Consider the following 25,587-nt stretch of genomic DNA (forward strand, 5'->3'; position numbering starts at 1 on the left):
ATCTCACCCCACCGTGAAGTAGCGCCGCGGGTTGTCGACGAGCATCGTCGTGATCTGCTCGTCGGTGACGCCCCGGTCGCGCAGGGCGGGCAGCACGTCGTGGTGGATGTGCTCGAAGTGCCAGTTGGGCAGCATCTGCTCCTTCGTCGCCTGGCTCTCGCCGGAGAAGAAGTCGATGTAGCACGACGCGTCGTGGGACAGCACGATCTTCTCGGCGTACCCCTCGGCGCAGAGGGCGGCGATGGTGGCCACCCGCTGGTCGGTGGGGTTGAAGACGTCGATCCCGAAGCGGTCGGCGCCGATCGTGGCGCCTCGGTCGGCGATCTCGCGCAGGTAGTCGAGGTCGTTGCTGTCGCCCGCGTGCCCGATCACGACCTTCGTGAGGTCGACGCCCGCCTTCTCGTAGAGGTCGAGCGCCAGGCGACCGGTCTGGTGCGCGGCGTTGGTGTGCACGGTGATCGGCACGCCCGTCTCGACGTGCGCGGCCGCGATCGCGTGCTGGATGCGGGTCTGGTCGGGCGTCAGGCCGCGCTCCTCGACGACGCCCTTGAGGAACGCCGCCTTGATCCCCGTGCCCCCGATGCCCTCGCGGATGTCGCGCAGGAACATCGCGGTCATGGGCTCCTCGCCGCCGAGCACGGTGCCCGGACCGCGGTAGTGCAGGAAGTGCGGGATCTCGTCGAACGTGTAGAGCCCGGTGGCGACGACGATGTGGAGGTCGACCTCCGCGTTGATCCTCGCGACGCGCGGGACGTAGCGGCCGAGCCCGACGACGGTGGGGTCGACGATCGTCGTCACGCCGAGGTCGCGGAGCCGCCGCAGCTTCTCGATCGCGTCGGCGACCCGGACCTCCTCGTCCCAGTACTCGTCGCCGTAGTTCTGCATGATGTCCGGGCTCAGCACGAACACGTGCTCGTGCATGAGCGTCGTGCCGAGATCGTCGACGTCCACCGGACCACGCACCGTCTCCACCGTGGGCATCGCCCCGCACCTCCGCCGCGCCGCTCGGCCTGTGACCGGCACCACCCTACGGAGCCCCGCGCGGACCGCATGTCCGTCTCGTCCCGGCGAGGCAGCTCGGTGGCACAGTGCGGGTCGTGCAGGTCCCGCCCCGCCTCGCCGCCGCGGTCGCCCTCGCCGACCCGGCGCCGGACGCGCGGGTGCTCGAGGTGGGCTGCGGGCGCGGGGTGGCGGCGGCGCTGCTGGTCGAGCGCCTGTCCGCCGGCCACTACACGGGGATCGACCGCTCGGCCACGGCCACCGCCGCGACCGCTGCGCGGATCACCGACGCCGTCGCCGCCGGGCGGGCGACGGTGCGGACGGAAGAGCTGGCCGACCACGTCCCGACACCGACCGACGTCGCGCTCGCGGTGAACGTCAACGCGTTCTGGACGGGGCCGGCGCGCCGCGAGCTGGCGGTGCTGGCGTCGGCGTTGGGCGCCGAGGGCGTGCTGCACCTCGTCTACGGCGACGACGGGGGCAAGGCGCCGCGCACGGACGTCGTCGACCGGTTGCGGGGACACCTCGACGCGGCCGGCTTCGTGGCCGACGTCGCGACGCCCGAGCTCCGCGGCGTGCACCTGCTGCACGTCCGCGCGGTGGGTCAGGCCCTGCGGTAGGCCAGCAACCGCACGCCGAGGGCGGATTCGGCGCGCTGGATCTCGGCGAGCTGCTCGTCGGTCAGGTCCGCGTACGGGCTGGTGGCCTCGTAGGCGACGACCGGGGTCCCGAGGCGCTCCTCGAGGCGGCGGACGTCGTCGAGGGCTGCCTCGTCGAGGGCGGCGGGACGCAGGTCGGGACCGGTGGAGGGGGCGGACACTGAGACCTCCCGAGGGCTACGGGTGAGGGCACGGCGGTGTGACCGGCGGCACGCCGGACGCCGGCGAGTATCCCGCCGAACAGGGGACGAATCACCCCGATCCGGCGGAAGTCGCCGAGCGCACGGCGCGTTGACGTGGGTGCGATGACGACAGCCCTGTCGGCGCCCACCGCCGCTCCTGCCCCGGCCCGCACCCGTCTCTGGATCCCGCAGCGCGTCCTGGTCACCCGGTCCGCGCAGGAGCACCCGCACACCGCCGAGATCCTCCGCCGGTGCGAGGCCGCCGGCGTCGACGACGTCGAGCTGCTGCGCAACGACCGGATCACCGGCGTCCGCGGCGAGAGCGAGCGCGAGACCTACGCCCGCGCCAAGTCCGCGCTGGCCGTGGTCACCAGTCCCGCCTCGTCCCGCTTGCTCGACCCGATCCCGCCGAGCGCGGACTGGCGCGTCGACCTGGCCCGCGGCTGCCCCGCGCACTGCCAGTACTGCTACCTCGCCGGCTCGCTGTCCGGCCCGCCGATGACGCGCGTCTACGGCGACCTCGAGGAGATCCTCGCCGGCCTCGACGCCTACGTCGGCCACGGCACGATCACCTCCACGAACGCCGACCGCGCCGGCGAGGGCACGACGTTCGAGGCGTCCTGCTACACCGACCCGCTCGGTATCGAGCACGTCACCGGCAGCCTGTCCGCGGCCATCCGTCACGTCGGCACGCACGACTTCGGCGGGCCGGTGCAGCTCCGGGCGACGACCAAGTTCGCCGCCGTCGACGGGCTGCTCGACCTCCCGCACGGCGGGCGTACGCGACTGCGGTTCTCGGTGGGCCCGGAGTCGGTGGTCGGGCGCTTCGAGGGCGGCACCGACCCGGTCGCGACCCGGATCGAGGCGCTGGCGACGGTCGCCCGCGCCGGCTACCCGGTGGGGCTGACGATCGCGCCGATCATGCCCGTCGGTGACTGGCGGACGGCGTACGGCGACCTGCTCGGCCGGGTCGCCGCCGCGCTCGAGGGCATCGACGGTCTCGACCTCACCGCCGAGTGCATCACCCACCGCTTCACGCCGGGCAGCAAGGAGACCCTCGAGAGCTGGTACCCGCGGACCCGGCTCGAGATGGACCCCGAGCAGCGGCGCACCAAGCGCGGCAGGTTCGGCGCGGTCAAGCACGTCTATCCCGACGACGTCATGGCCGACCTGCGCGAGCACGTGACGAGCGAGCTCGCCGAGCGACTGCCTGGCGCGCGCGTCCTCTACTGGACGTAGGGCCGTTGACGCCCGGTGCGGACCGGCGCACAGTTCGGGGCCCGTAGCCCCGGACCACAGCGGGAGCACCCATGCTCACCACGGACCTCTGCAGGACCCTGGGAGTCGACCTCCCGATCTGGAACGCGGGCATGGGAGGAGGGCTCGCGGGCCCGGCCCTGGCCGCGGCGGTGTCGAACGCGGGCGGACTCGGCGTCCTCGGCATGGGCGGGCTGCCGGAGCCGGTGGTGCGGGACCAGGTCCGCGAGACGCGCGAGCTGAGCGACCGGCCGTTCGGGGTCAACCTCATCCTGCCGCTGTTGGAGGACGACACGCCGGTCGCGTGCTGTCTGGAGGAGCGCGTGCCCGTGCTCGTCCTGTTCTGGGGTGATCCGGCTCCGTACGTCGATCGTGCCCATGCCGTCGGGACGCGCATCGTGGCGCAGGTCGGGTCGGCCGAGGAGGCGAGGACCGCCGCGGACGCCGGGGTGGACGCGGTCATGATCCAGGGGGTCGAGGCCGGCGGACACGTCCGGGGCGTCGAGTCGCTCTCGGTGGTCCTGCCGGCGACGGTCGACGCCGTCGCACCGCTGCCCGTCGTGGCCGCGGGCGGGATCGCCGACGGCCGGGGTCTGGCTGCTGCCCTGGCGCTCGGGGCGCAGGCGGTCTCGCTCGGAACGCGGTTCCTGTGCAGCGACGAGTCGCGCGCGGCGTACAAGGATCGCGTCGTCGCGGCCACCGCCGCCGACACCCACTACACGAAGCTCTTCGACGTCGGGTGGCCGGACGCGGCGCACCGGGTGCTGCGGAACCGGATCGTCGAGGAGTGGCTGGCGGCGGGGTCGCCGGTGAGTGGCCGGCGGGTCGGCGAGGGTGAGGTCACCGGCAAGATGCCGGTCGGCGGACAGACCGTCGAGCTGCCGCGGTACGGCATCTTCATGCCGATGGAGGGTTTCGAGGGTGACCTGGACTCCTCGGTGCTCTACGCCGGGGAGTCCTGCTCGCTGATCTCCGACGTGCGGCCCGCCGGCGACATCGTCGCGACCATCGCCGCCGGCGCCGAGGCGCTCCACCCCGCCGGCTGAGAGCGTTCACAGTTGATCAGTCGGGGGTGTCGGGGGGTCGGTCTAGCGTCGGGTTCGTGAGCATCGAGCAGGAGTCCCGGCCGGGCCTGGCGGCCGAGCTGGGGGCTGCTGCGCCGGATGCGGGGTTGGTCGGGCTGCTCGAGGGGATCGATCCCGCGACGTTGGGCGGCGAGGCTCTGGGGGCTCATGTCCAGGCCCGGTGGCGGGTGCACAACCGGGCGGAGGCCCAGCTGCTCGAGGGGTTGCACCATCTGGGTCGTGCCGAGGACGGTCGGCCGGGTCGCCGCCCGGAGCTCGACGAGTTCTCCGGGGACGAGCTGCGGGGGTTGTTGGGTTGGTCGCGCACGATGGCCACGCGCCGGCTGGACCTGGCCGATGATCTGTTCGTGCGGTTGCCCGAGGTCGGTGACGCGCTGCACGAGGGTGTGATCGATGAGCCCAAGGCGCGCACGATCTGTGAGTGGACCGGGGATCTCGCTGAGGATCACGCTCACCGCGTGTGCGGGGTGGTGCTGGGCGAGGCGCCGGGGTTGCCGGTGGGGGCGTTGCAGGAGCGGATCGAGCAGATCGCCGTCTCGCTGGATCCGGATTGGGCCGAGCGTCGTCGCCGGCGTGCGGAGAGCCGGGCGCGGGTGATCTTGTCGGCGAATCCGTCGGGGACTGCGACGTTGTCGTTCGTTGATGCGCCGGTGCCGGAGGGGATCGCTTCGCAGGCGCGTATCGATGGGTTGGCGGCGGCAATCCGGCGTCTCGGGGTTCTCACGCCCGTCGCGCAGTTGCGCCTGCAGGTGGGGATGCGGTTGCTCGATGGCTCGACAGCGGGGATGGACGATCGCTCGGTCGCGTTGCTGCTCGCCTCGGAGTACCACGCCGCGAACACGCCCGAGGCGACCGGCGGGGGCGGCGGGGGCGGCGGGGGTGGCGGTGACCGGCGCGTCGGGCCGGACGACGCCCCGGCCGGCACCGGGCCGGGCGACACCGGGCCGGGCGACACCGGGTCGGACGACACCGGGTCGGACGACTCTGCCGACGACGGCTCGGCCGGCGACGGCTCGGCCGACGACGGCTCGGCCGACGACGGCTCGGCCGACGACGGCTCGGACAGTGGCCCCAACGATGACGGCCCGGACAGTGGCCCCAACGATGACGGCCCGGACGACGGCCCGAGGGACGGGCCCGACGGCGACGGCCCCGACGGCGACGGCCCCGACGGCGACGGCCCCGACGGCGACGGCCCCGACGGCGACGGCCCCGACGGCGGTGGCCCCGACGGCGACGGCCCCGACGGCGACGGCCCCGACGGCGACGGCCCCGACGGCGGTGGCCCCGACGGCGACGGCCCCGACGGCGGTGGCCCCGACGGCGACGGCCCCGACGGCGACGGCCCCGACGGCGACGGCCCCGACGGCGACGGCCCCGACGGCCCGGGCGAGGGCCCGCGGTCTCCGAGCGGCGAGGGCGCGTCGGGCGAGGTCGACGAGCAGGGCGTGCTCGATCTGGTGATCCCGACCGACGGGCCCGGGCCCCCGCCGCTGGAGGTGCCCGAGCCGCGGGCGGGGCGGGTGCGCCAGGGCATCGTCGAGGTGCGCCTGCGGCTCACCACCGCTCTCGGGCTCGACGACCACCCCGGCACCGTCCCCGGCTTCGGGGTCGTGCTGGCCCACGACGCCCGGGGGATGATCCTGGAGCGGCCCGACGCCGAGTGGCGCGTGGTCCTCACCGACGACGACGGGCGCCTCCAGCACGTGCTGTTGGCCCGCCGCCGACCACCCCCGCCCCGCGGCCGGCAGCGCACGCCGGGACGCCGGGCCCCCCGATCCGCCGCGATCGTCGAGCTCCAGGTCCCGACCACGGTGCTGGCCGCCCTGCGCCCGGACGAGCACGGCGCGTGGGCGCCCCTGCTCGTCGAGCTCCAGCACCGGCTCACCGAGCTCGGCGGGGTGGCCGCGCGCTCCCGCCCGCCCGACGCGGACACCGGCCCGGACCAGTGGGCGCGGCGGCGCCCCGGCGCCGAGGTCGAGCGCTGGGTCCAGGTCCGCGACCGGCACTGCCTCGCCCCGTCCTGCCGCCGCCCCGCCCACCGCGCCGAGCTCGACCACACCCGCGACCACGCCCTGCGCGGCCCCACCGCGTCCTGGAACCTCGGCGCCCTCTGCACCCATGATCACCGCGCGGAACACGTCGCCGGCTGGCAGCTCACACAGCCGGCACCCGGGCGCTTCGTCATCCGCACCCGCGCGGGCATCACCCACACCACCGAGCCCCGCCGGGTCATCGAACCGCTACCCGCACCCCGACCGGCCGCCCGACCACGGCCCCTGCCCGACGACGGCTGGAACGACGACCCCTGGCCAGACGACGACGACCCCGACCCCGATCCACCCGCTGAACCCGTCCGCCGAATCACAGACAACCGGAACGCGGACCGGCGAACCACCGGCCGCCGCCGCACACCGACACCCACACCAAGACCGACACCCACCGCCGATCTCGACGACCCTCCACCCTTCTGATCGCGGGATGGGGACCCGCCCCGAGGGACATCCCACGATCCGGAGCGGGGCGCCGCGACGCCGCTCTCAGAGCAACATCGCGAGCTTTCGCGATTGCGCCACCAGCGCGCCCGCCGAGCCCCAGACCTCGACGTCCTCCTCGTGCGGGCCATGGGCGAGGGTGGTTCGTCACCGTGCGGCAGCGCAGCGGCCCGGGTGCCGGGCGCTCGCGCAGGTGCACCCGCCGTTCAGCCGACCGTCGTCGAGCCCCAGCGCCCGGCCAGGTCGATCTCGTAGACCCCGCCGACCCGTTCCGCGATGCTGTCGAGCCCGAGCTCACCGCTCACGCCAGCGAGCAGACCAGGTGCGCTACGCGCCCCGCCGCCCACGGGGGAGGGCCCGGACCAGCGGCAGGACCCGGTGGGCGATGCGCTCGGTCAGCGCGATCTCCGTGCGGGTGCGCTCCACCCCCGGGGTACCGATGATCCCCTGGACCACCTGCTCCAGGTGCGCGTTGTTCCGCGCGACCACCCGGGCCCACAGGTCGCCGTCCCCGGTGATGCTGTGCACCTCGACGACCTCGGCGACGTTCTCGAGGCCCTCCGCCACGTCGTCGAGCCGACCCTGCGTGATGTGCAGCGTGACGAACGCCTGCACGTCGTACCCGAGCGCCTCGGGGTTCACCTGCGGCGCGAACCCGACGATCACCCCGCGCTCCTGCAGCCGCAGGAAGCGGGCCTGCGCGGTGCCGCGTGCGATGCCCAGCGCCCGCGCGTGCTCGCGCAGCCCGGCCCGCGGACGCTCGAGCAGGGCCAGCAGCAGGGCGCGGTCGAGGTCGTCGAGCTCCATGTCTCGTCCAATGGCCGAAGGAGATCAGTCAGCGGGGTGTTCCACTGGACCACTGGCCCAGTAGGCGAGCACAACCATAGACCACTGGCGAGTAACTCCCTACCTTCATCGGCACCGCGATGCACGCGCGTACCGGTCGTCCGACACCACCCCCGCGGTCGGCCGGCCCGCCGAGGAGGTCCCATGACCGTCGACGTCCGCCCGCCCGCGTTCGACCGTCCGCAGCCCGACGAGCCGCGCCGGGCCACCAGCCTGCGCGACCGCTACGCGCTCACCAGCGGTCGCGTGCACCTGACCGGCGTGCAGGCCCTCGTCCGCCTGCCCCTCGACCAGCACCGCGCCGACCTCGCCGCCGGCCTCCGCACGGGTGGGTACGTCTCCGGCTACGAGGGCTCGCCGCTCGCCGGCTACGACCTCGAGCTCGCCCGCCACCGCGACCTGCTCGCCGAGCACGACGTCGTCTTCGCGCCCGGGCTCAACGAGGAGATCGCGCTGACCGCCGTCGAGGGCACGCAGCTCGCGGCGGCCACCGGCGGGCTGACGCGCGACGGCGTCGTCGGCTACTGGTACGGCAAGGCCCCCGGCCTCGACCGCGCCACCGACGCGCTGCGCCACGCCAACCTCACCGGCACCCACCCGCGCGGCGGCGCCGTCGCCTTCGTGGGCGACGACCCGGCGGCGAAGTCGTCGAGCGTGCCGAGCGGCTCGGAGGCGGCGCTCGCCGACATGGCGGTGCCGGTGCTCTACCCCGCCGACGCGCAGGACGTCCTCGACCTCGGGCGCCACGCCGTCGCGCTGTCGCGGGTCAGCGGGCTGTGGACCGCGCTCAAGCTCGTCACCGCCGTCGCCGACGGCTCGGGCACCGTCGACGTCCACCCCGACCGGCTGATCCCCGTGGTCCCCGACACCACCATCGACGGCCGCCCCTACGTCCACACGCCCTCGGCGACGCTGCTGCAGCCCGCCCTCGGGCCGATCGAACGCGACCTCTACCGCGCCCGCCTCGAGCTCGCCCGCCGCTACGCCGCGGCCAACGGCCTCGACCGGATCGTCGGCCACGGCCCCGCGCGCCTCGGCATCATGGCCGCGGGCAAGAGCTGGCTCGACCTCCGCCAGGCCCTCGAGACCCTGGGGCTCGACGACCGGGAGCTCGCGCGCCGCGGGGTGCGCCTGCTGCGCGTCGGCATGCCCTGGCCGCTCGAGCCCGGCGTCGTCGACCGCTTCGCCGACGGGCTCGACGAGATCGTCGTCGTCGAGGAGAAGCGGGCCTTCCTCGAGACCCAGGTCAAGGAGCAGCTGTACGGGCGGCCCGGCGCTCCCGCGGTGCACGGCAAGCGGGGCCCGGACGGCGCGACGATGTTCCCCGAGGCCGGCGACCTCGACCCGGACGTCGTCGCCCGCCGGCTGGCCCCGCGGCTGCTGGCGCACGGGGAGTTCCCGTCGGTGACGGCCTGGCGCGACGAGAAGGCCCGCCGCAGCCGGATCGAGCTGTCGCTCACCCCTGTGGAGGGCGCGCACCGCACGCCGTTCTACTGCTCGGGCTGCCCGCACAACACCTCGACCACCGCGATCCCCGACGGCTCGCTCGTCGGCGCGGGCATCGGCTGCCACACGATGGTGCTGCTGATGCCCGAGGAGCAGGTCGGTGAGGTCACCGGCCTGACCCAGATGGGCGGCGAGGGCGCGCACTGGTTCGGCATGGCGCCGTTCGTCGAGGCCGATCATTTCGTCCAGAACATGGGCGACGGCACGTTCCACCACTCCGGCTCGCTGGCGATCCGGGCGGCCGTCGCGGCCGGCTCGCACATGACGTTCCGCCTGCTGCACAACGGCGCGGCGGCGATGACCGGCGGGCAGGACGCCGTGGGCGCGCTGCCGATGCCGGCGCTGACGCGCTCGCTGGCCGCCGAAGGCGTGTCCCGGATCATCATGACGACCGAGGACCGGTCGCGCTATCGACGTGTGCGGCTCGCCGCGGGCGTCGAGGTGTGGGACCGGTCGCGCTACGAGGAGGCCCAGCGGGTCCTCGCCGACACCCCGGGCGTCACCGTGCTCATCCACGACCAGGAGTGCGCGGCGCAGAAGCGTCGCAAGCGCAAGCGCGGCACGCTCGCCGACCCGAGCACCCGCGTGATGATCAACGAGCGCGTCTGCGAGGGCTGCGGCGACTGCGGGCAGACGTCGAACTGCCTGTCGGTGACGCCGGTCGAGACCGAGTTCGGGCGCAAGACCCGCATCCACCAGGCGTCGTGCAACAAGGACTACTCCTGCCTCGACGGCGACTGCCCGGCGTTCCTGACGGTCGAGCCCGCCGTCGGTGGCAGCGAGGGACGCCCCCGCTCCGCAGGGCGCAGCCAGGGCGCCCCTCGCTCCCCCGAGCCCGCCCCGCTAGGCGCCGACGACCTCCCGATGCCGCCCGCGGTGGTGGACACCGAGGAGTTCACCGTGCGCCTCGCCGGCATCGGCGGGACGGGCGTGACGACCGTGTCGCAGGTCCTGGCCACGGCCGGGCTCGTCGCCGGACGGCACGTGCGCGGGCTCGACCAGACCGGGCTGGCGCAGAAGGGCGGCGCGGTCGTCTCCGACGTCAAGGTCAGCCGGACGGCGCACGAGGCCGCGGGCCGGGCGGCCGAGGGCGAGTGCGACCTCTACCTCGGCGCCGACCTTCTCGTGGCCGCCGAGCCGGCCAACCTCGCGACCGCATCGCCGTGGCGCACGGTGGCCGCGGTGTCGTCGGCGAAGGTGCCGACCGGGGCGATGGTGGTCGACCCCTCGGTGTCCTTCCCCGACCCCGACGCGGTGCTGGCGCGGATCACCGAGCGGGTGCGCCGCGACGTCGGCGTGGTCCTCGACGCCCGCGCGCTGGCGGAGGCGTTCGTCGGCGACGACCAGTTCGCGCTGACCCTGCTCCTCGGCGCCGCGTTCCAGACGGGCGCGCTGCCGCTGCCGGCGTCCGCGATCGAGGAGGCGTTCACCCTCAACGGCGCGGCGGTGGAGAAGAACCTCCAGGCGTTCCGCCGCGGACGCCAGGCCGTCGCCGACCCGGAGGCCTTCGCGGCCGCCGTCGGCGCGGCCACCGGCACGGCGCCCGACACCGGGGTGCCGGGACTGTCGGCGCGCGGCGCGGCCGAGGCCGCGGAGATCGTCGCGTCGATCGGGGCGCCGGCGGGAAGCGAGCTCGAGCGGCTGGTCGGCGTGCGGGTGCCCGAGCTCATCGCCTACCAGGACGCCGCCTACGCGCGGCGGTACGCCTCGGTCGTGGCCGGCACCGTGGACGCCGACCCACGCCTGGCCGAGGCGATCGCCACCGGGCTGTACAAGCTCATGGCCTACAAGGACGAGTACGAGGTGGCGCGGCTGTCGCTCGACCCGGCGCTCGAGGCGTCGGTGCGCGCGCAGTTCGGCGACGGCGCCCGCTACGCGTGGAAGCTGCACCCGCCGGTGCTCCGGGCGATGGGCATGCAGCGCAAGATCACGCTGGGCCGCTGGTTCCGGCCGGGCTACCGCACCCTGCGGGCGATGCGCCGGCTGCGCGGCACCCGCCTCGATCCGTTCGGCGTCGCCGAGGTGCGGCGCGTGGAGCGGGAGCTCGTGCGCGAGTACGTCGACCTGGTGCCGACGCTGCTGGCGATGGAGGACAGTGGCGACACCGACCGCGCGGTGGAGATCGCGGCGCTGCCCGACGTGGTGCGCGGCTATGAGCAGATCAAGCTCGACAACGTCGCCCGCTACCGCGCCCGACTGGCCGAACTTTGCGCTCCGCGCTCGTGAGTGCTTGTCCGTGCCAGGGCACGGACAAGCACTCACAGGCCGTCAGGCAAAGGTGACCACGGGCTCCACGGTCACCGGGGTGGCGAGGCTGTTCGCGACGTAGCACTCGCGGTGGGCGAGGTCGACGAGGCGCTCGACGCGGGGCACGCCCGGGCCCGGCGCGACGGTGATCCGCGGGCGGAGCGCGATCGCCGCGATCCGCGCCGGACCCTCGTCGTGCGACATCACCGCCTCGGCGTCGTCCCGGTAGGCGGTCACGTCGATCCGCGCCCGCGCCGCGATCGCCAGGAAGGACAGCAGCTGGCACGACGACGCCGCGGCGAGCACGAGCTGCTCGGGGTCGAGGCGCGAGGCGTCGCCGCCCAGCGACGGGTCGTTGGACAGCTCCAGCGCGGCCGTGGCCGGCGGCGCCTCGACACGGTGGGCCCGCCCGTAGGCGTCGTAGCCGGCACCGGTCGAGCCCGACCAGGTGCACGTCGCGCGGTACCGGTGGGTGCCGTCGGGGTCCTCGGAGAACGCCACGGCGTCGCACCCTAGGGAAGTCCCCGGCGAGCAGGTGTCGCCGGAGGCCCGGATCGGGCAGACCGGAGCCCCATGAGCGCTGACGAGGACACCGCCTCCCGCGACTCCCAGGGCCGCCACGACGCGATCCGCGAGCACGAGGTGGAGCGCACGTTCGACCAGGTGGTGCAGACGGGGCGCCCGCGGCTCTATCGCACCCCAACCGAGCTGCTCGCGAGCGGGACGATCGCCGGCGTCGAGATCGCGCTCGGCGTGCTGGCCTTCCTCGCCGTGGAGCAGGCGACGGGGTCGAAGCTGCTCGCGGGCCTCGCGTTCTCGGTGGGCTTCATCGCCCTGCTGCTGGGCAACAGCGAGCTGTTCACCGAGGGCTTCCTCGTGCCGGTGGCCGTGGTCGCCGCCAAGGAGGCCACGTACGGCCGGCTGGCACGGTTCTGGGCGCTCACGCTGCTCGGCAACCTCATCGGCGGGTGGGCCACGATGTGGGCGGTGGTCACCGCGTTCCCGGCCCTGCGGTCCACCGCGGTCAAGAACGGCGCCACGTTCGCGACCTCGTCCCTGAGCCTGTCGACCTTCCTGCTCGCAGTGATCGCCGGCGTGGCCATGACCCTGCTCACCCGCATGCGCAACGGCACCGACAACGACGTCGCGAAGGTCGTGGCCTCGATCGCCGTGGCCTTCCTCGTCGCGGGCCTGTCGATGTACCACTCGGTGCTCGACACACTCTTCATCTTCGGCGGGATCCACGCCGGCGGGGCGTACGGCTACGGCAACTGGATCGTCTTCTTCGCCTGGACGGTGCTCGGCAACGCCGTCGGCGGGCTGGGGATCACCACGGCGCTGCGCCTGCTCCGCAGCAGCGAGCGCCTCCAGGAGTGGCGCTCGGCGCCCGGGCCGCACCACGACGGCCCGGGCGACGGGGCACGTCAGCCCAGCTCGTAGTCGAGGGTGATCCGCTCGTGCGCCAGCACCCCGGTGCCGCGCAGGCCCGCGAGCTCGCCCGTGCCCGAGCCGGGCACCACGAACGCCCACTGCTGCGGCTCCGCCCCGGCCCCGCCCGCCGCGCCGTGCTGCAGGACGAACGACCCGCGCCGCCCGCCCAGCTCTCCGACGATCCGTTCGGACGCCAGGTACGCGGCGCCGTCCTCGCCCTGGCAGGTGAGCAGGTCGGCGACGGACGTGGCCGCGAGGTCGCCGGTGTAGGTCTTGCGGACGACGGCGCGGCCGGTGGCCGGGCCGGCGCCGTCGGGGTCGGCCAGCGGGTCGGTGTCGGCGGCGTCCCAGCCGTCGATGCGGAACGGGCTCTCGAGGTGCGTCACGGCGTCATCCTGGCGAGCCCCGGCTGACACCTCGTGTCAGCTTTGCGCTGCGCGATTGTGCGCGCCTTCCCGTGCCCAGACCCGGGAAAGCGCTCACGAGCGCGGAGCGCAAAGTTCCTCGGCCAGGGCCCGCAGTCGGGCCCGGGCGTCGCGGTCACGGGCCTGCGGGTCGGGCTCGGCCTCGCGCACGCCGTTGTAGTAGCGCCCCGTCACCCCGGCGAGCTCGGGGTCGACGGCCAACCGCGCGGTGGCCGCCACGCCCTCGGCGAGCGTGCTGATCGGCGAGGGCACGATCTTCGTCGGCATGTACGTCGCCGGGTGCAGGGCCGTCGCGGTGATGATGCGGGGGTCGAGCTCCTCGGCGAGGTCGAACGCGTCGAGGATCTGGGCGAGCTTGCTCTGGGTGTACGCCCGCCAGCCCGAGTAGCCGCGGCGGAGCATGACGTCGTCGAAGTCGATCGCCGTCTGCCCGGCCGAGGACACCATGACGACGCGGGCCGGCCCGTCCGCGGACGAGCCGGCCTCCTGCAGCGCCGGCAGCAGCCGCCGGGTCAGCGGGTGTCCGGCGAGGTAGTTGACCGCGAACCGCAGCTCGTGGCCGTCGACGCTCTCCTGCCGCTCGGGCCCGCCGGGCACCTCGGCGCCGACCCCGGCGTTGTTGACCAGCACGTGCAGGCGCGGGTGGTCGGCGGCGACACGGTCGGCGAGGTCGCGGACCTGCGCCAGCTCGGCCAGGTCGGCGCGGTACGACCCGACGTCGCGGCCCGAGGCAGCGCGGATCTCCTCGACGGTGGCCGCGAGCCGGTCGGGGTCGCGGCCGTGGACGAGCACGTCGCAGCCGCGCCCGGCGAGGTCGTGGGCGAGGGCGCGACCGAGGCCGTCGGTCGCGCCGGTGATCAGGACGACGGGGGCCACGTCAGCAGCGCACCGGCAGCGGGCCGCGACGGCCACGGTGGTTCGGTCCCATGGCCGTCGGAGTGCCCGCTGCCGGGTCCGGCGTCACGTCGTCAGGGCCGGTCGGTGCGCTGGCTCGGGTAGCGCGTCGCCGACTGGGGGCCGTAGTACTGCGGTTCCGGGAACGGCACGGTGCGGCCCGGGACGCTGGTCTGCTTGCGGACCTGGCGCAGCGCCGAGTCGATCTGCTTGCGGTAGCGCCCGCCGGTGCGGCTGTCGACGAACGCGGCGGCCTGGTCGGCGTACTGGTTGACCTTCTCGGGGTTCTGCCGCGCGTAGCGCCGTGCGGCGGCGACGGCGGCACCGAGCGCCGCGACCCTGCGCATCAGGGGCATCGTTGTTCCTCCTCGGGGGTGGGGTCGTCATCGAGTGTGCCCGTTCCGGGGCGTGGACACGGTGCGGGCGTCCGGGGATCGGGCTCCGCGGCGCTCCGTCTCCCGGTCCAGCACCACCGTCGGCCCGCGGCCGGGCGAGTGCGGCGGCCAGGGCAGGGCGTCCGTCCACGGGTTCCCGGTGCGCACGAACTGCAGCCACGCCCCGCGCAGCACGGCGCCCAGCGGCTCGACGTCGACGTCCCAGTCCGCGCCGCCGAGCATCGGCGCGCCCTCCCACGCGTCGCGGGCGCCGAACAGGAACGGCAGCTCGATGCAGTGGCACGCGCCGAGCCGCGATGCCGGCGCCCGCCAGGCGAAGCGGTAGCTGTGGGTCCGTGCCCCGCTCCGGGCCGCGTCGTCCGCGAACCGCTCGGCCGGCGCCCCGAACACCCGTCGCGTGGCGACGTTGACGCCCGCCGACGTGACCCGCCCCAGCACCGGCAGCCGCCGCAGACCCCACAGCACGGGGCTGATCCGCGCGAACGTCTCGGCCTCGTCGGCGGTCGATCCTACGAGCACGTCGTGACCCGCCGCCGCCGCGTCGGTCCAGCTCACGCCCGGCGACAGCGGCGGGACGCCGTCGGTGGGCGCGAAGGCGGGCGAGGAGTCGAGCCCGCCCGGCCCCGCGGCCCGGATCATCGCGTGCCGCTGGGCGGCCAGCAGGGCCGCGACGTCCGCGGTGCGCGGGTCGGCGCCGTCGAGCCCCTCGGCGACGTAGCGGGCGACCCGCGCGGCCCGGTCCGGCGACGAGAGGCCGAGCCCGAGCTGGCCGCTCTGCAGGATCACCCGCCGGAACAGCGGCCGCGCCTCGGGCACGGTCATGAGGCAGGCGATCGAGTGCGCTCCGGCCGAGTGGCCCATGAGCGTGACCTGGTCCGGGTCACCACCGAATGCCGCCCCGTGCTCGTGCACCCACCGCAGCGCGGCGAGCTGGTCGAGCAGCCCCAGGTTGCCGTCGGACACCCCGGGCGCGGCGAGCCAGCCCAGGATCCCGAGCCGGTAGCCGACGCTGACCGTCACGACGTCGCCCTCCGCGACGAGGCGCGACGTGTCGTACCAGGACGTCGTCGCCGACCCGATGACGTAGGCGCCGCCGTGCAGCCAGACCAGGACCGGCCGGGGCACGCCGTCGGTCAGCGCCGCGGCCGGTGCGCGCACGTCGACGCGCAGGCAGTCCTCGTCCTGGCGGGCCGTGCCGGACCTGTCGTCCGGGGACGGCCCGGTGACCGGCGCGACCCGCGCCGGGAGCTGCGGGCTGACGGGGCCGCGCTCGACCGCGTCCCGCACACCGGTCCACGGCGCCACCGGCTGCGGCGCGGCGAAGCGCGCGGCGGTGGCGTAGCGGATGCCGAGGAACTCGGCCACCTCCCCGCCCGAGCCCCGACGCCGCCGCCCTCGCAGCGTGCCCTCACCGAGGGTGACGGTGGGGTCGGCGGTCGGACCGGCGGGGGGCGGGCTCACGCGTGGTGCTCGCGCAGGTGCTCGCCGAGCAGGTCGAGGCCGAAGTCGCGGCCGGGAGAGCGCCACACGGAGTGCGCGTGGTTGACCCCGCGCTGGGTGTTGTCCCACTCCGCGAGCAGCGCAGGACCCTGGAGCCGGTAGTAGTGCGGCTGGCCGCGTTCCAGGCCGCCGGCCCAGGCGAAGTGCACGAGGTCGACGGCGTCGCCGGCGAACCGCGCCCGCTCGCCCTCCACCAGCCCGGGCGGCATCCGCGCCACGTAGGTCTCGAGCACGGCGCGCAGCTGGTCGCGCTGCGTGGCGGAGAGGTCGGCGCCGGCGATCCCGCGCGGCACCGCGGTGATCTCGGTGGCGCGGCGGTCCTCCTCGGTGACGCCGAGCTGGGCCTCCAGGCCGTCGTGCATCGCCCACAGCCGGTCCTCGAGGACCTGGTCGTCGAAGTGCCCGCGCCACAGGTCGGGCAGCGGGATGAGGCGGTCGCCGGCGGAGACCTCGACCCGGTTGGCGCCGATGATGTCGGCGGGCGCGGTGCCGGTGAGGATCGCCTTGGCCCGCTGCTCGCGGTCGAGGGCGCGCACGAGGTCGCGCGCGGCGTCCTCGATGCCGCCGAGCGGGCGCAGCTCCTGCCCGCCGAGCAGCGGCGAGACCATGGGGTCGGCCCCGAGGAAGCACGGGCTGCCCGCCGCCACCCGCCCGTCGACGACCACGTGGTTCACCGACACGTGGTGCCCGCCGAAGCGCCAGCCCCACGGACGGTCGCCCTCCGGGTCGCCGAAGACCCTCAGGTAGTACATGCCCGGGTCGCGGCCCCGGTCGCGGCCGAAGAGGGCGGCGAAGCCCTCCGTGCGGTCGAGGACGTTCTCCAGGCCCATGATCGTCGAGGCCGTCACGTAGGCCGCCTCGGAGAGCCCGGTGGACAGCAGCCGCATCGCCGCGCGCTGCTGGTGCGGCAGCTGCTCGTGCATGGTCAGCCCGCCGTGGTCGGTGGGCGTGTAGTACCAGCGCACCCGCTCGGCCTCGGCGGCCTTCGACCCCGGCCAGTCCCAGACGCCCTGGTCGCGCTGCTCGTCGTCGAGGGTGTCGCGCCACGCCACCGCCGCCGCGGCCATGTCCGCGGCGACGGTCGACGGCGAGGGTGTGCTCACTTGATCCGCTGCAGCTGGGTGATCACGAGGCCGTCGGCACCCCCGACGAGGAACTCGTCGAGTCGGCCGGCGAACTTCACGAGGTGGTCGTTGGCCAGGTGCGCCTGCAGCTTGTCCGCACCCGTCCAGTTCTCGTAGAAGAAGAACCAGGACGGATCGTCCTTGCCCTGGTGCAGGTCGTAGTTGACGCAGCCGTCCTCGGCCAGCGTCGGTTCGACGAGCGACTCCAGCGCCTCCCGCAGCTCCTGTTCCTTGCCGGGTAGCGCCTTCATGTGGGCGATGACGGTCAGCAGGCTGCGGTCGTCGTCGGTCGGGGTGGCCACGGTGCCTCCAGCGGGGTCGACGGCACTTCTGGTCGTGCACTACCCGCCGCTCCGGACGGGCACGCCTCGGGCGCCTCGGGCGTCAGCCGCTCCGTTCGCCCGGGGTCCGGTCCTCGTCGACCGGTGAGCCGGTGCCGTCGTCCTCCTCGGAGGTCGACGACGGTCGGCTCTCGACGCCCTGCCCGTCGTCCTCGCTCCCGCCCGAGCCCGAGCCCGTGCCCGTGCCCGAGCCCGAGCCCGAGGCCGAGCCGGAGCCCGCGCCGGAGCCCGCGCCGGAGCCGGAGGCAGAACCGGAGGCCTCCGGGGACCCCACGTCGGCCTCCGGTGCGTCGCCGCCGTCGACGGTGCGCGAGCCCTCGTCGGGATCCGAGCCCGACGGGGGGCCCGGTGTCGGCCCGTTGGAGACCCCCCGCGGTGGGCCGGGTGTGGTCGGCGGCGGGTCGGCGGGCGGCGCGGGCGCGTTGGTCAGCGTCCGCGACGCCCGGATCGCCGACTTCGCCCGGAGGTTCTGGAGCCCGACGATGCCCGCCCCGAGCGCGACGGCCAACACACCGAAGATCACCACGGCGGCCACGGTGCCCACCACGCCGACCAGGATCGCCAGGACGCCGACGACGACCCAGACCATGCCGATGGTGCGCATGGTCGCGATCCTCGGCGGCGGGTCCGGGGGCTCGGTCATCCGCGCGCTCCCGCCGGGGGCCGGGTCACGTGGTGTAGCCCTCCTTCTCGGCGCGCTCGAGGGAGGCCTTGACCTCCTTCTCCGCGTCGGCCCGGCCCACCCACGAGTGGCCCTCGACCGTCTTGTCCGGTTCGAGGGCCTTGTAGACCTCGAAGAAGTGCTGGATCTCCATGCGGTGGTACTCGTCGAGGTGGTGGATGTCGCGCAGGTGCTCCAGGCGCGGATCGTCGCTCGGGACGCAGAGCACCTTGTCGTCGCCGCCGGCCTCGTCGGTCATCCGGAACATGCCGATCGCGCGGCTGCGCACCAGGCATCCCGGGAAGGTCGGCTGCTGGACGAGGACGAGCGCGTCGAGGGGATCCCCGTCCTGGCCCAGCGTGTTCTCGATGTAGCCGTAGTCGGCCGGGTACCGCGTCGCGGTGAACAGCGTCCGATCCAGGCGCAACCGCCCGGTCTCATGGTCCATCTCGTACTTGTTGCGGCTGCCCTGCGGCACCTCGACCAGCACGTCGAACTCCACCCGCGGCTCCTCCCGCTGACCGATCGTGTCGGGGCGCCAGTGTGGCGGTCCCCGCCGGCCCCGGCCAGACCGGCCCGTCCGCCCGAACCGGCTGGTCCGCTGGGGACCGGCGCCGACGGGGTACCCGTTCTGCGACGAGGTCGGGCGGAGGTGGCGCGGTGGGTCTGACCGGACGTGTGGACGCCTTCCAGCGCCGGCACCGCTGGGCGGCCGTGCCCGTCGCGGTGATCTACAAGTTCCTCGACGACCAGGGCACCTATCTCGCCGCCCTGCTCGCCTACTACGGCTTCATCTCGTTGTTCCCGCTGCTGCTGCTCGGGGTGACGGTGCTCGGCTTCCTCCTGCACGACGACCCCGTCGCCCAGCAGGCCGTCGTGTCCTCGGCGCTGCGCAACGTGCCGGTGATCGGCGACCAGATCCGGGACAACGTCCACAGCCTGGGCGGGAGCGTCACCGGCCTCGTCGTCGGTGTCGTCGTCGCGGTCTACGGCGCGCTCGGGGTCACGCACGCCGCGCAGCACGCGCTCGACGAGGTGTGGGCCGTGCCCAAGGCCGAGCGCGCCGGCATCGGTGCCGCCTACGGCAAGGGCGTGCTCATCGTGCTGCTCGTCGGCGCCGGGATCCTGCTCACCGCGGGGCTGTCGGCGATCGGGACGACGGCCGGCGCGATCACCGGGCTGGGCGCGATCACCCGTGGTGCGGTGACGGTCGCCGGCACGGTGGTCAACGTCGGCCTCTTCCTCCTGGCGTACCACCTGCTGACGGCCCGGCCGAACCGCCTGCGCGACCGGTGGGTCGCGGCCGTCGCGGCCGGGATCACCTGGCAGGTGCTGCTCTCGATCGGTACGTGGCTCGTCGGCACCCGGCTGCAGGGCGCGAGCGCGATGTACGGGCTGTTCGGCATCGTGCTCGGACTGCTCGGCTGGCTCTACCTCGCCGCGCTGGTGTTCGTGCTCTGCGCCGAGCTGGACGCCGTGCTGGCCCTGCGGCTGCACCCCCGCAGCCTGCTGAGCATGTACCCCGACGATCGCGACACCACGGCCGCCGACCACCAGGCCTACGCCGCCTACGCGGAGTCCGAACGGCAGAAGGACTTCCAGTCGGTCGACGTCACCTTCACCGAGGACGAATCACGATAGGGGACGCGTGTGACACGGGGCCAGCGGTGGTACACGCGTCCGTCGCGATCGCCCGTCGTTCGCGCTCGCTGCACCAGCGCGGCGTCCCCAACCCGCCTCGCCGTCGAGGAGTACGTGTGCCGCAACCGTCGCCCATCGGCCCCCGCTACCGGCTCGACGCCCTGCTCGGGGGCACGGCGAGCCGGGTCCACCGGGCCCACGACCTGCTCCTGCAGCGTGACGTGGCGATCAAGTCCTTCCCCGGTGCCGACGGACCGGAGCGATGGCGGCGCGACGGGCTCCTGCGGGAACGGCTCGGGACCGACCAGGCCGTCCAGGTCCTCGACGGCGCTCCTGACGGCGATGACGGGCCCTTCACCGTCCTCACGCTCGCCCGCGCCGGCAGCCTCGACCGGGCGGCGGGTCCCTGGGACCCGTGGCCCACGACGCTGCTGGTCGGCCGCCTCGCCGTCGGCCTGGGACGCCTGCACGACCTGGGGGTGGTGCACGGCGCGGTGGCCGCGGACGCCGTGCTCCTCGATCCCCAGCACGGCCCCCGCTGGGCCGGGCACGGCGGCGTCCCCGCCGCCGGCGCCACCCCCGACGACGACGTCACCGCCTTCGCGCGCGTCGCGACCGGCGTCGTCACCGGCCGTTCCGACGAGGCGATCGAACCCTCCGGTGAGGTCCTCGACGCCGTGCGCGCCCTGGTCCGCGGGCCGGTGGACGATGACGGGCTCGACCGGCTGCGTCGCGGCCTGGTCGGTGACTCGGCACGGATCGGGGTCCGCCGCCCCGTCGCGGCGCCGGCGGGCCCGGCCCGCCGCGCGCGGCGCTCGATCCTCGCTGCCTGCACCGCCGCCGCGGTGGTGGGCGGTGCGGTCGGCGTCGGGACGGGCGTGGTGAACGGCGACGGCGCGACCGCGGTGGCGTCCGACGTGGCCTCCGGCGGCGTCGACGCCGCGATCCCGTCCCGGCCGCTCCCGCCGGCGGCCGCGACGGTCGAGGCCCCGGAGCCGACCCCCTCGGGGCGCGCGGCTCCGGTGCGGACCGGCGGCGACGAGCGCGTCGAGCAGGAGACGAGGCGGTCCGCGGTGACGGCCGAACCCGTCGTCCGCACGAGCCGGTCGGAGCGCGCCGCGCCCGGCGCCGAGGGCGGGCGCCCCGACGGGGAGTACGCCCACGACCGGGGGGACCGGGACGGCCGCGGCGACCGCGACGACCGTGAGAACCGCGACGACCGTGGGGAGCGCGACGAGCGCGACGGTCGCGGCGACGACCGCGACGACGAGGACGGCGGCGACCGCGACGGGGGCGACCGCGACGGGGGCGACGACCGCGACCGCGCCGGCCGCGACGAGCAGGGATCGCGCGACGAGGGCTCCGACGAGGGCTCGGACGAGGGCTCGGACGAGGGCTCGGACGAGGGCTCGGACGAGGGCTCGGACGGCGAAGCGGACGGCGACTCCCGCGACGGGGGCGCCGAGGACGAGGGGTCGGATTCGGCCTGAGACGCGCGACGGCCCGCGTCCCCGACGGGGGCGCGGACCGTGTCGGGCGCGAGACCGCGGTGCGGCTCAGGCCTGCTTGATCGCCGAGATGTCGAACTCGAGGCCGACCTTCTCCGAGACGAGCACGCCACCGGTCTCCAGGGCGGCGTTGAAGGTGATGCCCCAGTCCTTGCGGTTGATCGTCGTCGAGCCCTCGAAGCCGGCGCGGACGTTGCCGAACGGGTCCTTGGCCAGGCCGGTGAACTCGAAGTCGACCGTCACGGGCTTCGTGACGTCGCGGATGGTGAGGTCGCCGGTGATGCGCCAGACGTCGCCGTCACGCTCCACGGCCGTCGAGCGGAACGTGATCTCGGGGTAGACGTTCACGGCGAGGAAGTCGTCGCCCTGGACGTGGCCGTCGCGCTGCTCCTGGCCGGTCGTGAGGCTGTTGGTGGCGATGACGATCTCGGCCGAGGACGTCGACGGGTCCTCGTCGATGTGGGCCGAGCCCCGGAACTCGCCGAAGGAACCGCGGACCTTGGTGACCATCGCGTGGCGCGCGGTGAAGCCGATACGGGTGTGCGCGGGGTCGAGCTGGTAGTCGCCGGCGAGATCGAGGGCTGGGGCGGTGGTCTCCGTGGTCATGGCGTCCTCCTGGGACTTGAAGCGTCAACCTTCAAGGCAGAGCCTAGCACTATCACTTGAGACGTCAACTATCGGGACGGTGACCGGCGTCGCCCCGAGGCGGGCGTTGTCGTCAGGCGAGCGTCCGGAGGCCCGCCTCGCCGACGACGACCGCTCCCGGCCAGCGCGCGGCGAGGGCGGTGGCGAAGGTGCCGGCGTCGGGACCGTGCACCTGCACGACGAGCCGGTCGGCGGCGAGGCCCGCGGCGCTGCGCGCGAAGCGGGCGAGGGTTGCGGGGTCCCACGCCGTCGGGTGGACGCCGACCGCGACGCGCACCGAGGTCGTGGCGAGCAGCACCGCGAGGGCCTGCGCCGTGCTCGGCCAGCGGGGCCCGGCCGGGACGTCGCGGGGTCCGGCGGGGACGACGACCAGCGCAGCGCCGTCGGCCTCCGCGGCACGGGCCTGGTCGAGCACCGCGTCGAGGGCGCGGGAGCCGCGTGCGGGGTCGACGAGGCCGTGGTCCACGGGGTCGAGGTGGACGATGCGAGGCGGGGCGAGCGTGGTCATCGGGGCTCCGGGGTCGCGGGCGTGCGGGGCACGTGGGCGCGCCCGGTCCTCGTGAGAGGTCTCAGGGACGCGCACCGACCCGGCGACGGAGCTCGTCGAACGCGTCGGGGCGACGGCTCGGCCAGAACCGCTCGAGCGTCTCCCCGGACATGGCGCCCGAGTCTGCCCCCGCCCCCGGGGAGGGACAAGCGTTACCTTCACCTCATGGAGTCCGCCGACCTCAAGCCCCGCAGCCGCGACGTCACCGACGGGTTGGAGCGGGCCGCCGCCCGCGGGATGCTGCGCGCGGTGGGGATGACCGACGACGACTTCGGCAAGCCGCAGATCGGCATCGCCTCGTCGTGGAACGAGATCACGCCGTGCAACCTCTCGCTGGACCGGCTCGCCGCCGCCAGCAAGGAGGGCGTGCACCACGGCGGCGGCTTCCCCATGGAGTTCGGCACGATCTCGGTCTCCGACGGCATCTCGATGGGCCACGTCGGGATGCACTACTCGCTGGTCAGCCGCGAGATCATCGCCGACTCGGTGGAGGCGGTCGTCCAGGCCGAGCGCCTGGACGGCACGGTCACGCTCGCCGGCTGCGACAAGTCGCTGCCCGGGATGCTCATGGCTGCGGCACGGCTCGACCTCGCCTCGGTGTTCCTCTACGCCGGCTCGATCATGCCGGGCACGGTGGACGGCAAGGAGGTGTCGATCATCGACGCCTTCGAGGCCGTCGGCGCGTGCGCGCGCGGCCTGATCTCCCGCGCCGAGGTCGACCGCATCGAGCGCGCCATCTGCCCGGGCGAGGGCGCGTGCGGCGGCATGTACACCGCCAACACCATGGCCTGCGCGGCCGAGGCGATGGGCATGTCGCTGCCCGGCTCGGCCTCCCCGCCGAGCGCCGACCGCCGCCGCGACGGCTTCGCCCGCGCGTCCGGCGACGCCGTGGTCGGGATGCTGCGCCGCGGTCACACCGCCCGCGACGTCATGACGCGCGAGGCGTTCGAGAACGCGATCGCGGTCGTGATGGCGTTCGGCGGGTCGACCAACGCGGTGCTGCACCTGCTCGCCATCGCGCGCGAGGCCGAGGTCGACCTCGTCCTCGACGACTTCAACCGCATCGGCGACCGCGTCCCGCACCTCGCCGACGTCAAGCCGTTCGGGCGGCACATGATGACGACGGTCGACAAGGTCGGCGGCGTCCCGGTCGTCATGCGGGCGCTGCTCGACGCCGGCCTGCTGCACGGCGACGCGCTGACCGTCACGGGCAGGACCGTCGCGGAGAACCTCGACGAGCTGGCCCCGGCGCCCCTGGACGGGGAGATCCTGCGGCCGCTGTCGGACCCGATCCACCCGACCGGCGGGCTGACGATCCTGCGCGGCTCGCTCGCCCCCGACGGCGCCGTGGTCAAGTCGGCGGGCTTCGACGCGTCGTCGTTCGAGGGCACCGCCCGTGTCTTCGAGGGCGAGCAGGGCGCGATGGACGCCGTCTCGTCGAACAGCCTGCAGCCCGGCGACGTCGTCGTCATCCGCGACGAGGGGCCGCGCGGCGGGCCGGGGATGCGGGAGATGCTCGCCGTCACCGGGGCGATCAAGGGCGCCGGGCTCGGCAAGGACGTCCTGCTGCTCACCGACGGGCGCTTCTCCGGCGGTACCACCGGCCTGTGCGTCGGGCACGTGGCGCCCGAGGCCGCGCACGGCGGCCCGATCGCGTTCGTGCGCGACGGCGACCGCGTCCGCCTGGACCTGACCACCCGGACCCTCGACCTGCTCGTCGAGCCGGACGAGCTGGCGCGACGTGCCGAGGGCTGGACCGCCCCGCCGCTCAAGCACCGCACCGGCGTGCTCGGCAAGTACGCGAGGCTCGTCGGTTCGGCGGCCGAGGGCGCGGTCGTGGGCTTTGCCTGACGGCTCGTGCGCGCTCTCCCGTGCCGGGGCACGGGGAAGCGCGCACACCCTCTCCCGGGCCCGGTTCCACGAGCTCACGGTGGGCGAGCTCTACGAGCTGCTCGCGCTGCGCGTGCGGGTGTTCGTCGTCGAGCAGGGGTGCGCGTACCAGGAGCTCGACGGCCAGGACGCGCGCGCCGAGCACGTGTGGACGCGCGGTCCGGACGGCGAGATGGCGGCGTATCTGCGGGTCCTCGACGCAGGCGGGGGCACCACGCGGCTCGGGCGCATCGTCACCGCCCCCGAGCACCGCGGCACCGGCGCCGGCGCGGCGCTGATGCGGGCGGTCCTGGCAGGGATCGACGGGCCTGTCGTGCTCGGGGCGCAGGTGCAGGCGCAGGGGTTCTACCAGCGCCTCGGCTTCGCCGTCGACGGTCCGGGCTACGACGAGGACGGCATCCCGCACGTGCCCATGCGGCGGAGGTAGCCGCGTCGGCCGAGGTGCTGCTCGGTCGCGGCGGTGCCGCCGCGACCGGTTTCCCGCGCCGGCGCCCAGCTGTCTCACAGCTCCGTCTCAGGGAGTGCGCGGACGCTGGGAGACGTGGAGATCCTGATCATCCTGCTCGTCGTCGGCGGCCTGCTCGCCCTCGTGCTCACGCGCGGGCGGGGACGGGGCACCACGGCGTCCGAGCAGCTGGGCGACGCCGAGGCCGAGGCCCGGCGCTGGTACGAGCGCCTGGGTGGCCAGGTGCTCAACCTGACCGGGACCGACGAGCCCTCGAAGCAGGCGCTCGCCGACGCCGCCGAGCGCTACACCGCGGCCGGCTCCCAGCTCGACCAGGCGTCGACGGCGCCGCAGTACCGCCTGGTCACCGACACGGCCCTCGAGGGCCTCTACTACGTCCGCGCCGCGCGCACCGCGATGGGCATGGACCCCGGCCCCGAGCTGCCCGGTTCGGCGGAGCGCGCCCGCGCCGGTGAGCTCGCCGAGACCAAGGAGGTCGACGTCGAGGGCCGGCGCGTCACCGGCGCGCCCCAGCCGTCCGCGCAGAACAGCCACTACTACCCGGGAGGGATGGTCGGCGGACGCCCCGTCCCGGCCGGGTGGTACTCCGAGCCCTGGTGGAAGCCGATGCTCCTCGGCGGTGTGGGCGCCGTCGGCGGGATGATGGTGGCCGGCGCGCTGTTCTCGGGCTTCGGTGCCGCCGCGGTCGGCGGCGACGCGATGGCCGCCGACATGGGTGGGTTCGACGGCGGCATGGACCCGGGCATGGATCCCGGCATGGACCCGGGGTTCGACGGCGGCTTCGACATGGGCGGCTTCGGCGACTGGTGACCGGCGCCGCGCCGCCGGTGGCGGGTCGAGCAG

At 74.7% G+C, this 25,587-nt stretch carries 25 protein-coding genes; 11 read left to right on the forward strand and 14 right to left on the reverse strand.

Features of this window, described 5'->3' with window-relative positions:
• Positions 1-3: 3 nt before the first annotated feature.
• A complete protein-coding gene (locus tag C8D89_RS19240; protein WP_116709739.1) occupies positions 4-981 on the reverse strand; it encodes a phosphotriesterase family protein in 978 nt (325 codons plus the stop codon).
• Positions 982-1,097: 116 nt separating this feature from the next.
• On the opposite strand from C8D89_RS19240, the gene C8D89_RS19245 reads away from it, so the two are divergent.
• On the forward strand, positions 1,098-1,619 hold the full coding sequence (locus C8D89_RS19245) for a methyltransferase (protein ID WP_165825803.1): 522 nt from the start codon (positions 1,098-1,100) through the stop codon (positions 1,617-1,619).
• On the opposite strand, the gene C8D89_RS19250 is transcribed toward C8D89_RS19245, so the two are convergent.
• Entirely contained in the window at positions 1,604-1,819 is a 216-nt protein-coding gene (locus tag C8D89_RS19250) for a hypothetical protein (protein ID WP_116709741.1), read from the reverse strand. The two genes, C8D89_RS19245 and C8D89_RS19250, sit on opposite strands and share 16 nt — an antisense overlap.
• Positions 1,820-1,963: 144 nt before the next feature.
• Between C8D89_RS19250 and C8D89_RS19255 the strand changes: the two genes are divergently transcribed.
• From C8D89_RS19255 to C8D89_RS19265, 3 genes are all read left to right on the forward strand, one after another.
• Complete coding sequence (locus tag C8D89_RS19255; protein WP_116709742.1) at positions 1,964-3,079, forward strand: SPL family radical SAM protein; 1,116 nt, start codon at positions 1,964-1,966, stop codon at positions 3,077-3,079.
• 71 nt (positions 3,080-3,150) lie between these two features.
• A complete protein-coding gene (locus C8D89_RS19260; protein WP_116709743.1) occupies positions 3,151-4,143 on the forward strand; it encodes an NAD(P)H-dependent flavin oxidoreductase in 993 nt (330 codons plus the stop codon).
• A gap of 56 nt (positions 4,144-4,199) precedes the next feature.
• Entirely contained in the window at positions 4,200-6,656 is a 2,457-nt protein-coding gene (locus tag C8D89_RS19265; protein ID WP_116709744.1) for an HNH endonuclease signature motif containing protein, read from the forward strand.
• A 348-nt stretch (positions 6,657-7,004) separates the two neighbouring features.
• Here C8D89_RS19265 and C8D89_RS19270 read toward each other — a convergent pair whose 3' ends face one another.
• The gene (locus C8D89_RS19270) at positions 7,005-7,484 is read right to left on the reverse strand and encodes an Lrp/AsnC family transcriptional regulator (RefSeq protein WP_116709745.1); all 480 of its coding nucleotides are present in this window, start codon (positions 7,482-7,484) and stop codon (positions 7,005-7,007) included.
• 183 nt (positions 7,485-7,667) lie between these two features.
• Here C8D89_RS19270 and C8D89_RS19275 point away from each other — a divergent pair, with 183 nt between their 5' ends.
• Positions 7,668-11,255 (forward strand): indolepyruvate ferredoxin oxidoreductase family protein, encoded by a 3,588-nt coding sequence (locus tag C8D89_RS19275; RefSeq protein ID WP_116709746.1) that lies wholly within the window; start codon positions 7,668-7,670, stop codon positions 11,253-11,255.
• A 42-nt stretch (positions 11,256-11,297) separates the two neighbouring features.
• Here the strand turns inward: C8D89_RS19275 and C8D89_RS19280 are convergent, their stop codons facing one another.
• Positions 11,298-11,777, reverse strand: coding sequence for an OsmC family protein (locus tag C8D89_RS19280; RefSeq protein ID WP_116709747.1), 480 nt, complete (start codon positions 11,775-11,777; stop codon positions 11,298-11,300).
• 72 nt (positions 11,778-11,849) lie between these two features.
• On the opposite strand from C8D89_RS19280, the gene C8D89_RS19285 reads away from it, so the two are divergent.
• Positions 11,850-12,716 carry a formate/nitrite transporter family protein gene (locus C8D89_RS19285; protein ID WP_116709748.1) on the forward strand — a complete coding sequence of 289 codons (867 nt, stop codon included), beginning with the start codon at positions 11,850-11,852 and terminating at the stop codon, positions 12,714-12,716.
• Here the strand turns inward: C8D89_RS19285 and C8D89_RS19290 are convergent.
• From C8D89_RS19290 to C8D89_RS19325, 8 genes are all read right to left on the reverse strand, one after another.
• Positions 12,701-13,093: a DUF3224 domain-containing protein gene (locus C8D89_RS19290; protein ID WP_165825804.1), complete on the reverse strand. Its 393-nt coding sequence runs from the start codon at positions 13,091-13,093 to the stop codon at positions 12,701-12,703. The two genes, C8D89_RS19285 and C8D89_RS19290, sit on opposite strands and share 16 nt — an antisense overlap.
• 93 nt (positions 13,094-13,186) lie before the next feature.
• Entirely contained in the window at positions 13,187-14,008 is an 822-nt protein-coding gene (locus C8D89_RS19295; RefSeq protein WP_116709750.1) for an SDR family NAD(P)-dependent oxidoreductase, read from the reverse strand.
• 92 nt (positions 14,009-14,100) lie between these two features.
• The gene (locus C8D89_RS19300; protein WP_116709751.1) at positions 14,101-14,382 is read right to left on the reverse strand and encodes an antitoxin; all 282 of its coding nucleotides are present in this window, start codon (positions 14,380-14,382) and stop codon (positions 14,101-14,103) included.
• Between the two features lie 27 nt (positions 14,383-14,409).
• The gene (locus tag C8D89_RS19305; RefSeq protein WP_116709752.1) at positions 14,410-15,882 is read right to left on the reverse strand and encodes a carboxylesterase/lipase family protein; all 1,473 of its coding nucleotides are present in this window, start codon (positions 15,880-15,882) and stop codon (positions 14,410-14,412) included.
• Positions 15,879-17,024, reverse strand: a complete 1,146-nt coding sequence (locus C8D89_RS19310; RefSeq protein WP_243418246.1) for a DUF3500 domain-containing protein — start codon at positions 17,022-17,024, stop codon at positions 15,879-15,881. The genes C8D89_RS19305 and C8D89_RS19310 overlap by 4 nt, the downstream gene beginning before the upstream one ends.
• Positions 17,021-17,347 (reverse strand): putative quinol monooxygenase, encoded by a 327-nt coding sequence (locus tag C8D89_RS19315; RefSeq protein ID WP_116709753.1) that lies wholly within the window; start codon positions 17,345-17,347, stop codon positions 17,021-17,023. The genes C8D89_RS19310 and C8D89_RS19315 overlap by 4 nt, the downstream gene beginning before the upstream one ends.
• Positions 17,348-17,429: 82 nt before the next feature.
• Positions 17,430-18,029: a hypothetical protein gene (locus C8D89_RS29395; protein WP_165825805.1), complete on the reverse strand. Its 600-nt coding sequence runs from the start codon at positions 18,027-18,029 to the stop codon at positions 17,430-17,432.
• Positions 18,030-18,054: 25 nt separating this feature from the next.
• Positions 18,055-18,549, reverse strand: coding sequence for an inorganic diphosphatase (locus tag C8D89_RS19325; RefSeq protein ID WP_116709755.1), 495 nt, complete (start codon positions 18,547-18,549; stop codon positions 18,055-18,057).
• Positions 18,550-18,707: 158 nt separating this feature from the next.
• Between C8D89_RS19325 and C8D89_RS19330 the strand changes: the two genes are divergently transcribed.
• Both C8D89_RS19330 and C8D89_RS19335 read left to right on the forward strand, forming a co-directional pair.
• Positions 18,708-19,688 carry a YihY/virulence factor BrkB family protein gene (locus C8D89_RS19330; RefSeq protein WP_165825806.1) on the forward strand — a complete coding sequence of 327 codons (981 nt, stop codon included), beginning with the start codon at positions 18,708-18,710 and terminating at the stop codon, positions 19,686-19,688.
• Between the two features lie 116 nt (positions 19,689-19,804).
• Positions 19,805-21,178: a hypothetical protein gene (locus tag C8D89_RS19335; protein WP_116709757.1), complete on the forward strand. Its 1,374-nt coding sequence runs from the start codon at positions 19,805-19,807 to the stop codon at positions 21,176-21,178.
• 66 nt (positions 21,179-21,244) lie between these two features.
• Here the strand turns inward: C8D89_RS19335 and C8D89_RS19340 are convergent, their stop codons facing one another.
• Positions 21,245-21,802 (reverse strand): YceI family protein, encoded by a 558-nt coding sequence (locus C8D89_RS19340; RefSeq protein ID WP_116709758.1) that lies wholly within the window; start codon positions 21,800-21,802, stop codon positions 21,245-21,247.
• Between the two features lie 112 nt (positions 21,803-21,914).
• Positions 21,915-22,349 carry a hypothetical protein gene (locus C8D89_RS19345; RefSeq protein ID WP_116709759.1) on the reverse strand — a complete coding sequence of 145 codons (435 nt, stop codon included), beginning with the start codon at positions 22,347-22,349 and terminating at the stop codon, positions 21,915-21,917.
• 204 nt (positions 22,350-22,553) lie between these two features.
• Between C8D89_RS19345 and ilvD the strand changes: the two genes are divergently transcribed.
• The 3 genes from ilvD (at position 22,554) to C8D89_RS19360 (ending at position 25,554) form a co-directional block, all read left to right on the forward strand.
• Positions 22,554-24,239 carry a dihydroxy-acid dehydratase gene (gene ilvD, locus C8D89_RS19350; protein ID WP_116709760.1) on the forward strand — a complete coding sequence of 562 codons (1,686 nt, stop codon included), beginning with the start codon at positions 22,554-22,556 and terminating at the stop codon, positions 24,237-24,239.
• Positions 24,240-24,318: 79 nt separating this feature from the next.
• On the forward strand, positions 24,319-24,705 hold the full coding sequence (locus C8D89_RS19355; protein ID WP_116709761.1) for a GNAT family N-acetyltransferase: 387 nt from the start codon (positions 24,319-24,321) through the stop codon (positions 24,703-24,705).
• 105 nt (positions 24,706-24,810) lie between these two features.
• Positions 24,811-25,554, forward strand: coding sequence for a hypothetical protein (locus C8D89_RS19360; protein ID WP_116709846.1), 744 nt, complete (start codon positions 24,811-24,813; stop codon positions 25,552-25,554).
• The last annotated feature ends 33 nt before the right edge of the window (positions 25,555-25,587 follow it).

This window comes from Actinomycetospora cinnamomea, assembly GCF_003096675.1.
GTDB lineage: Bacteria > Actinomycetota > Actinomycetes > Mycobacteriales > Pseudonocardiaceae > Actinomycetospora > Actinomycetospora cinnamomea.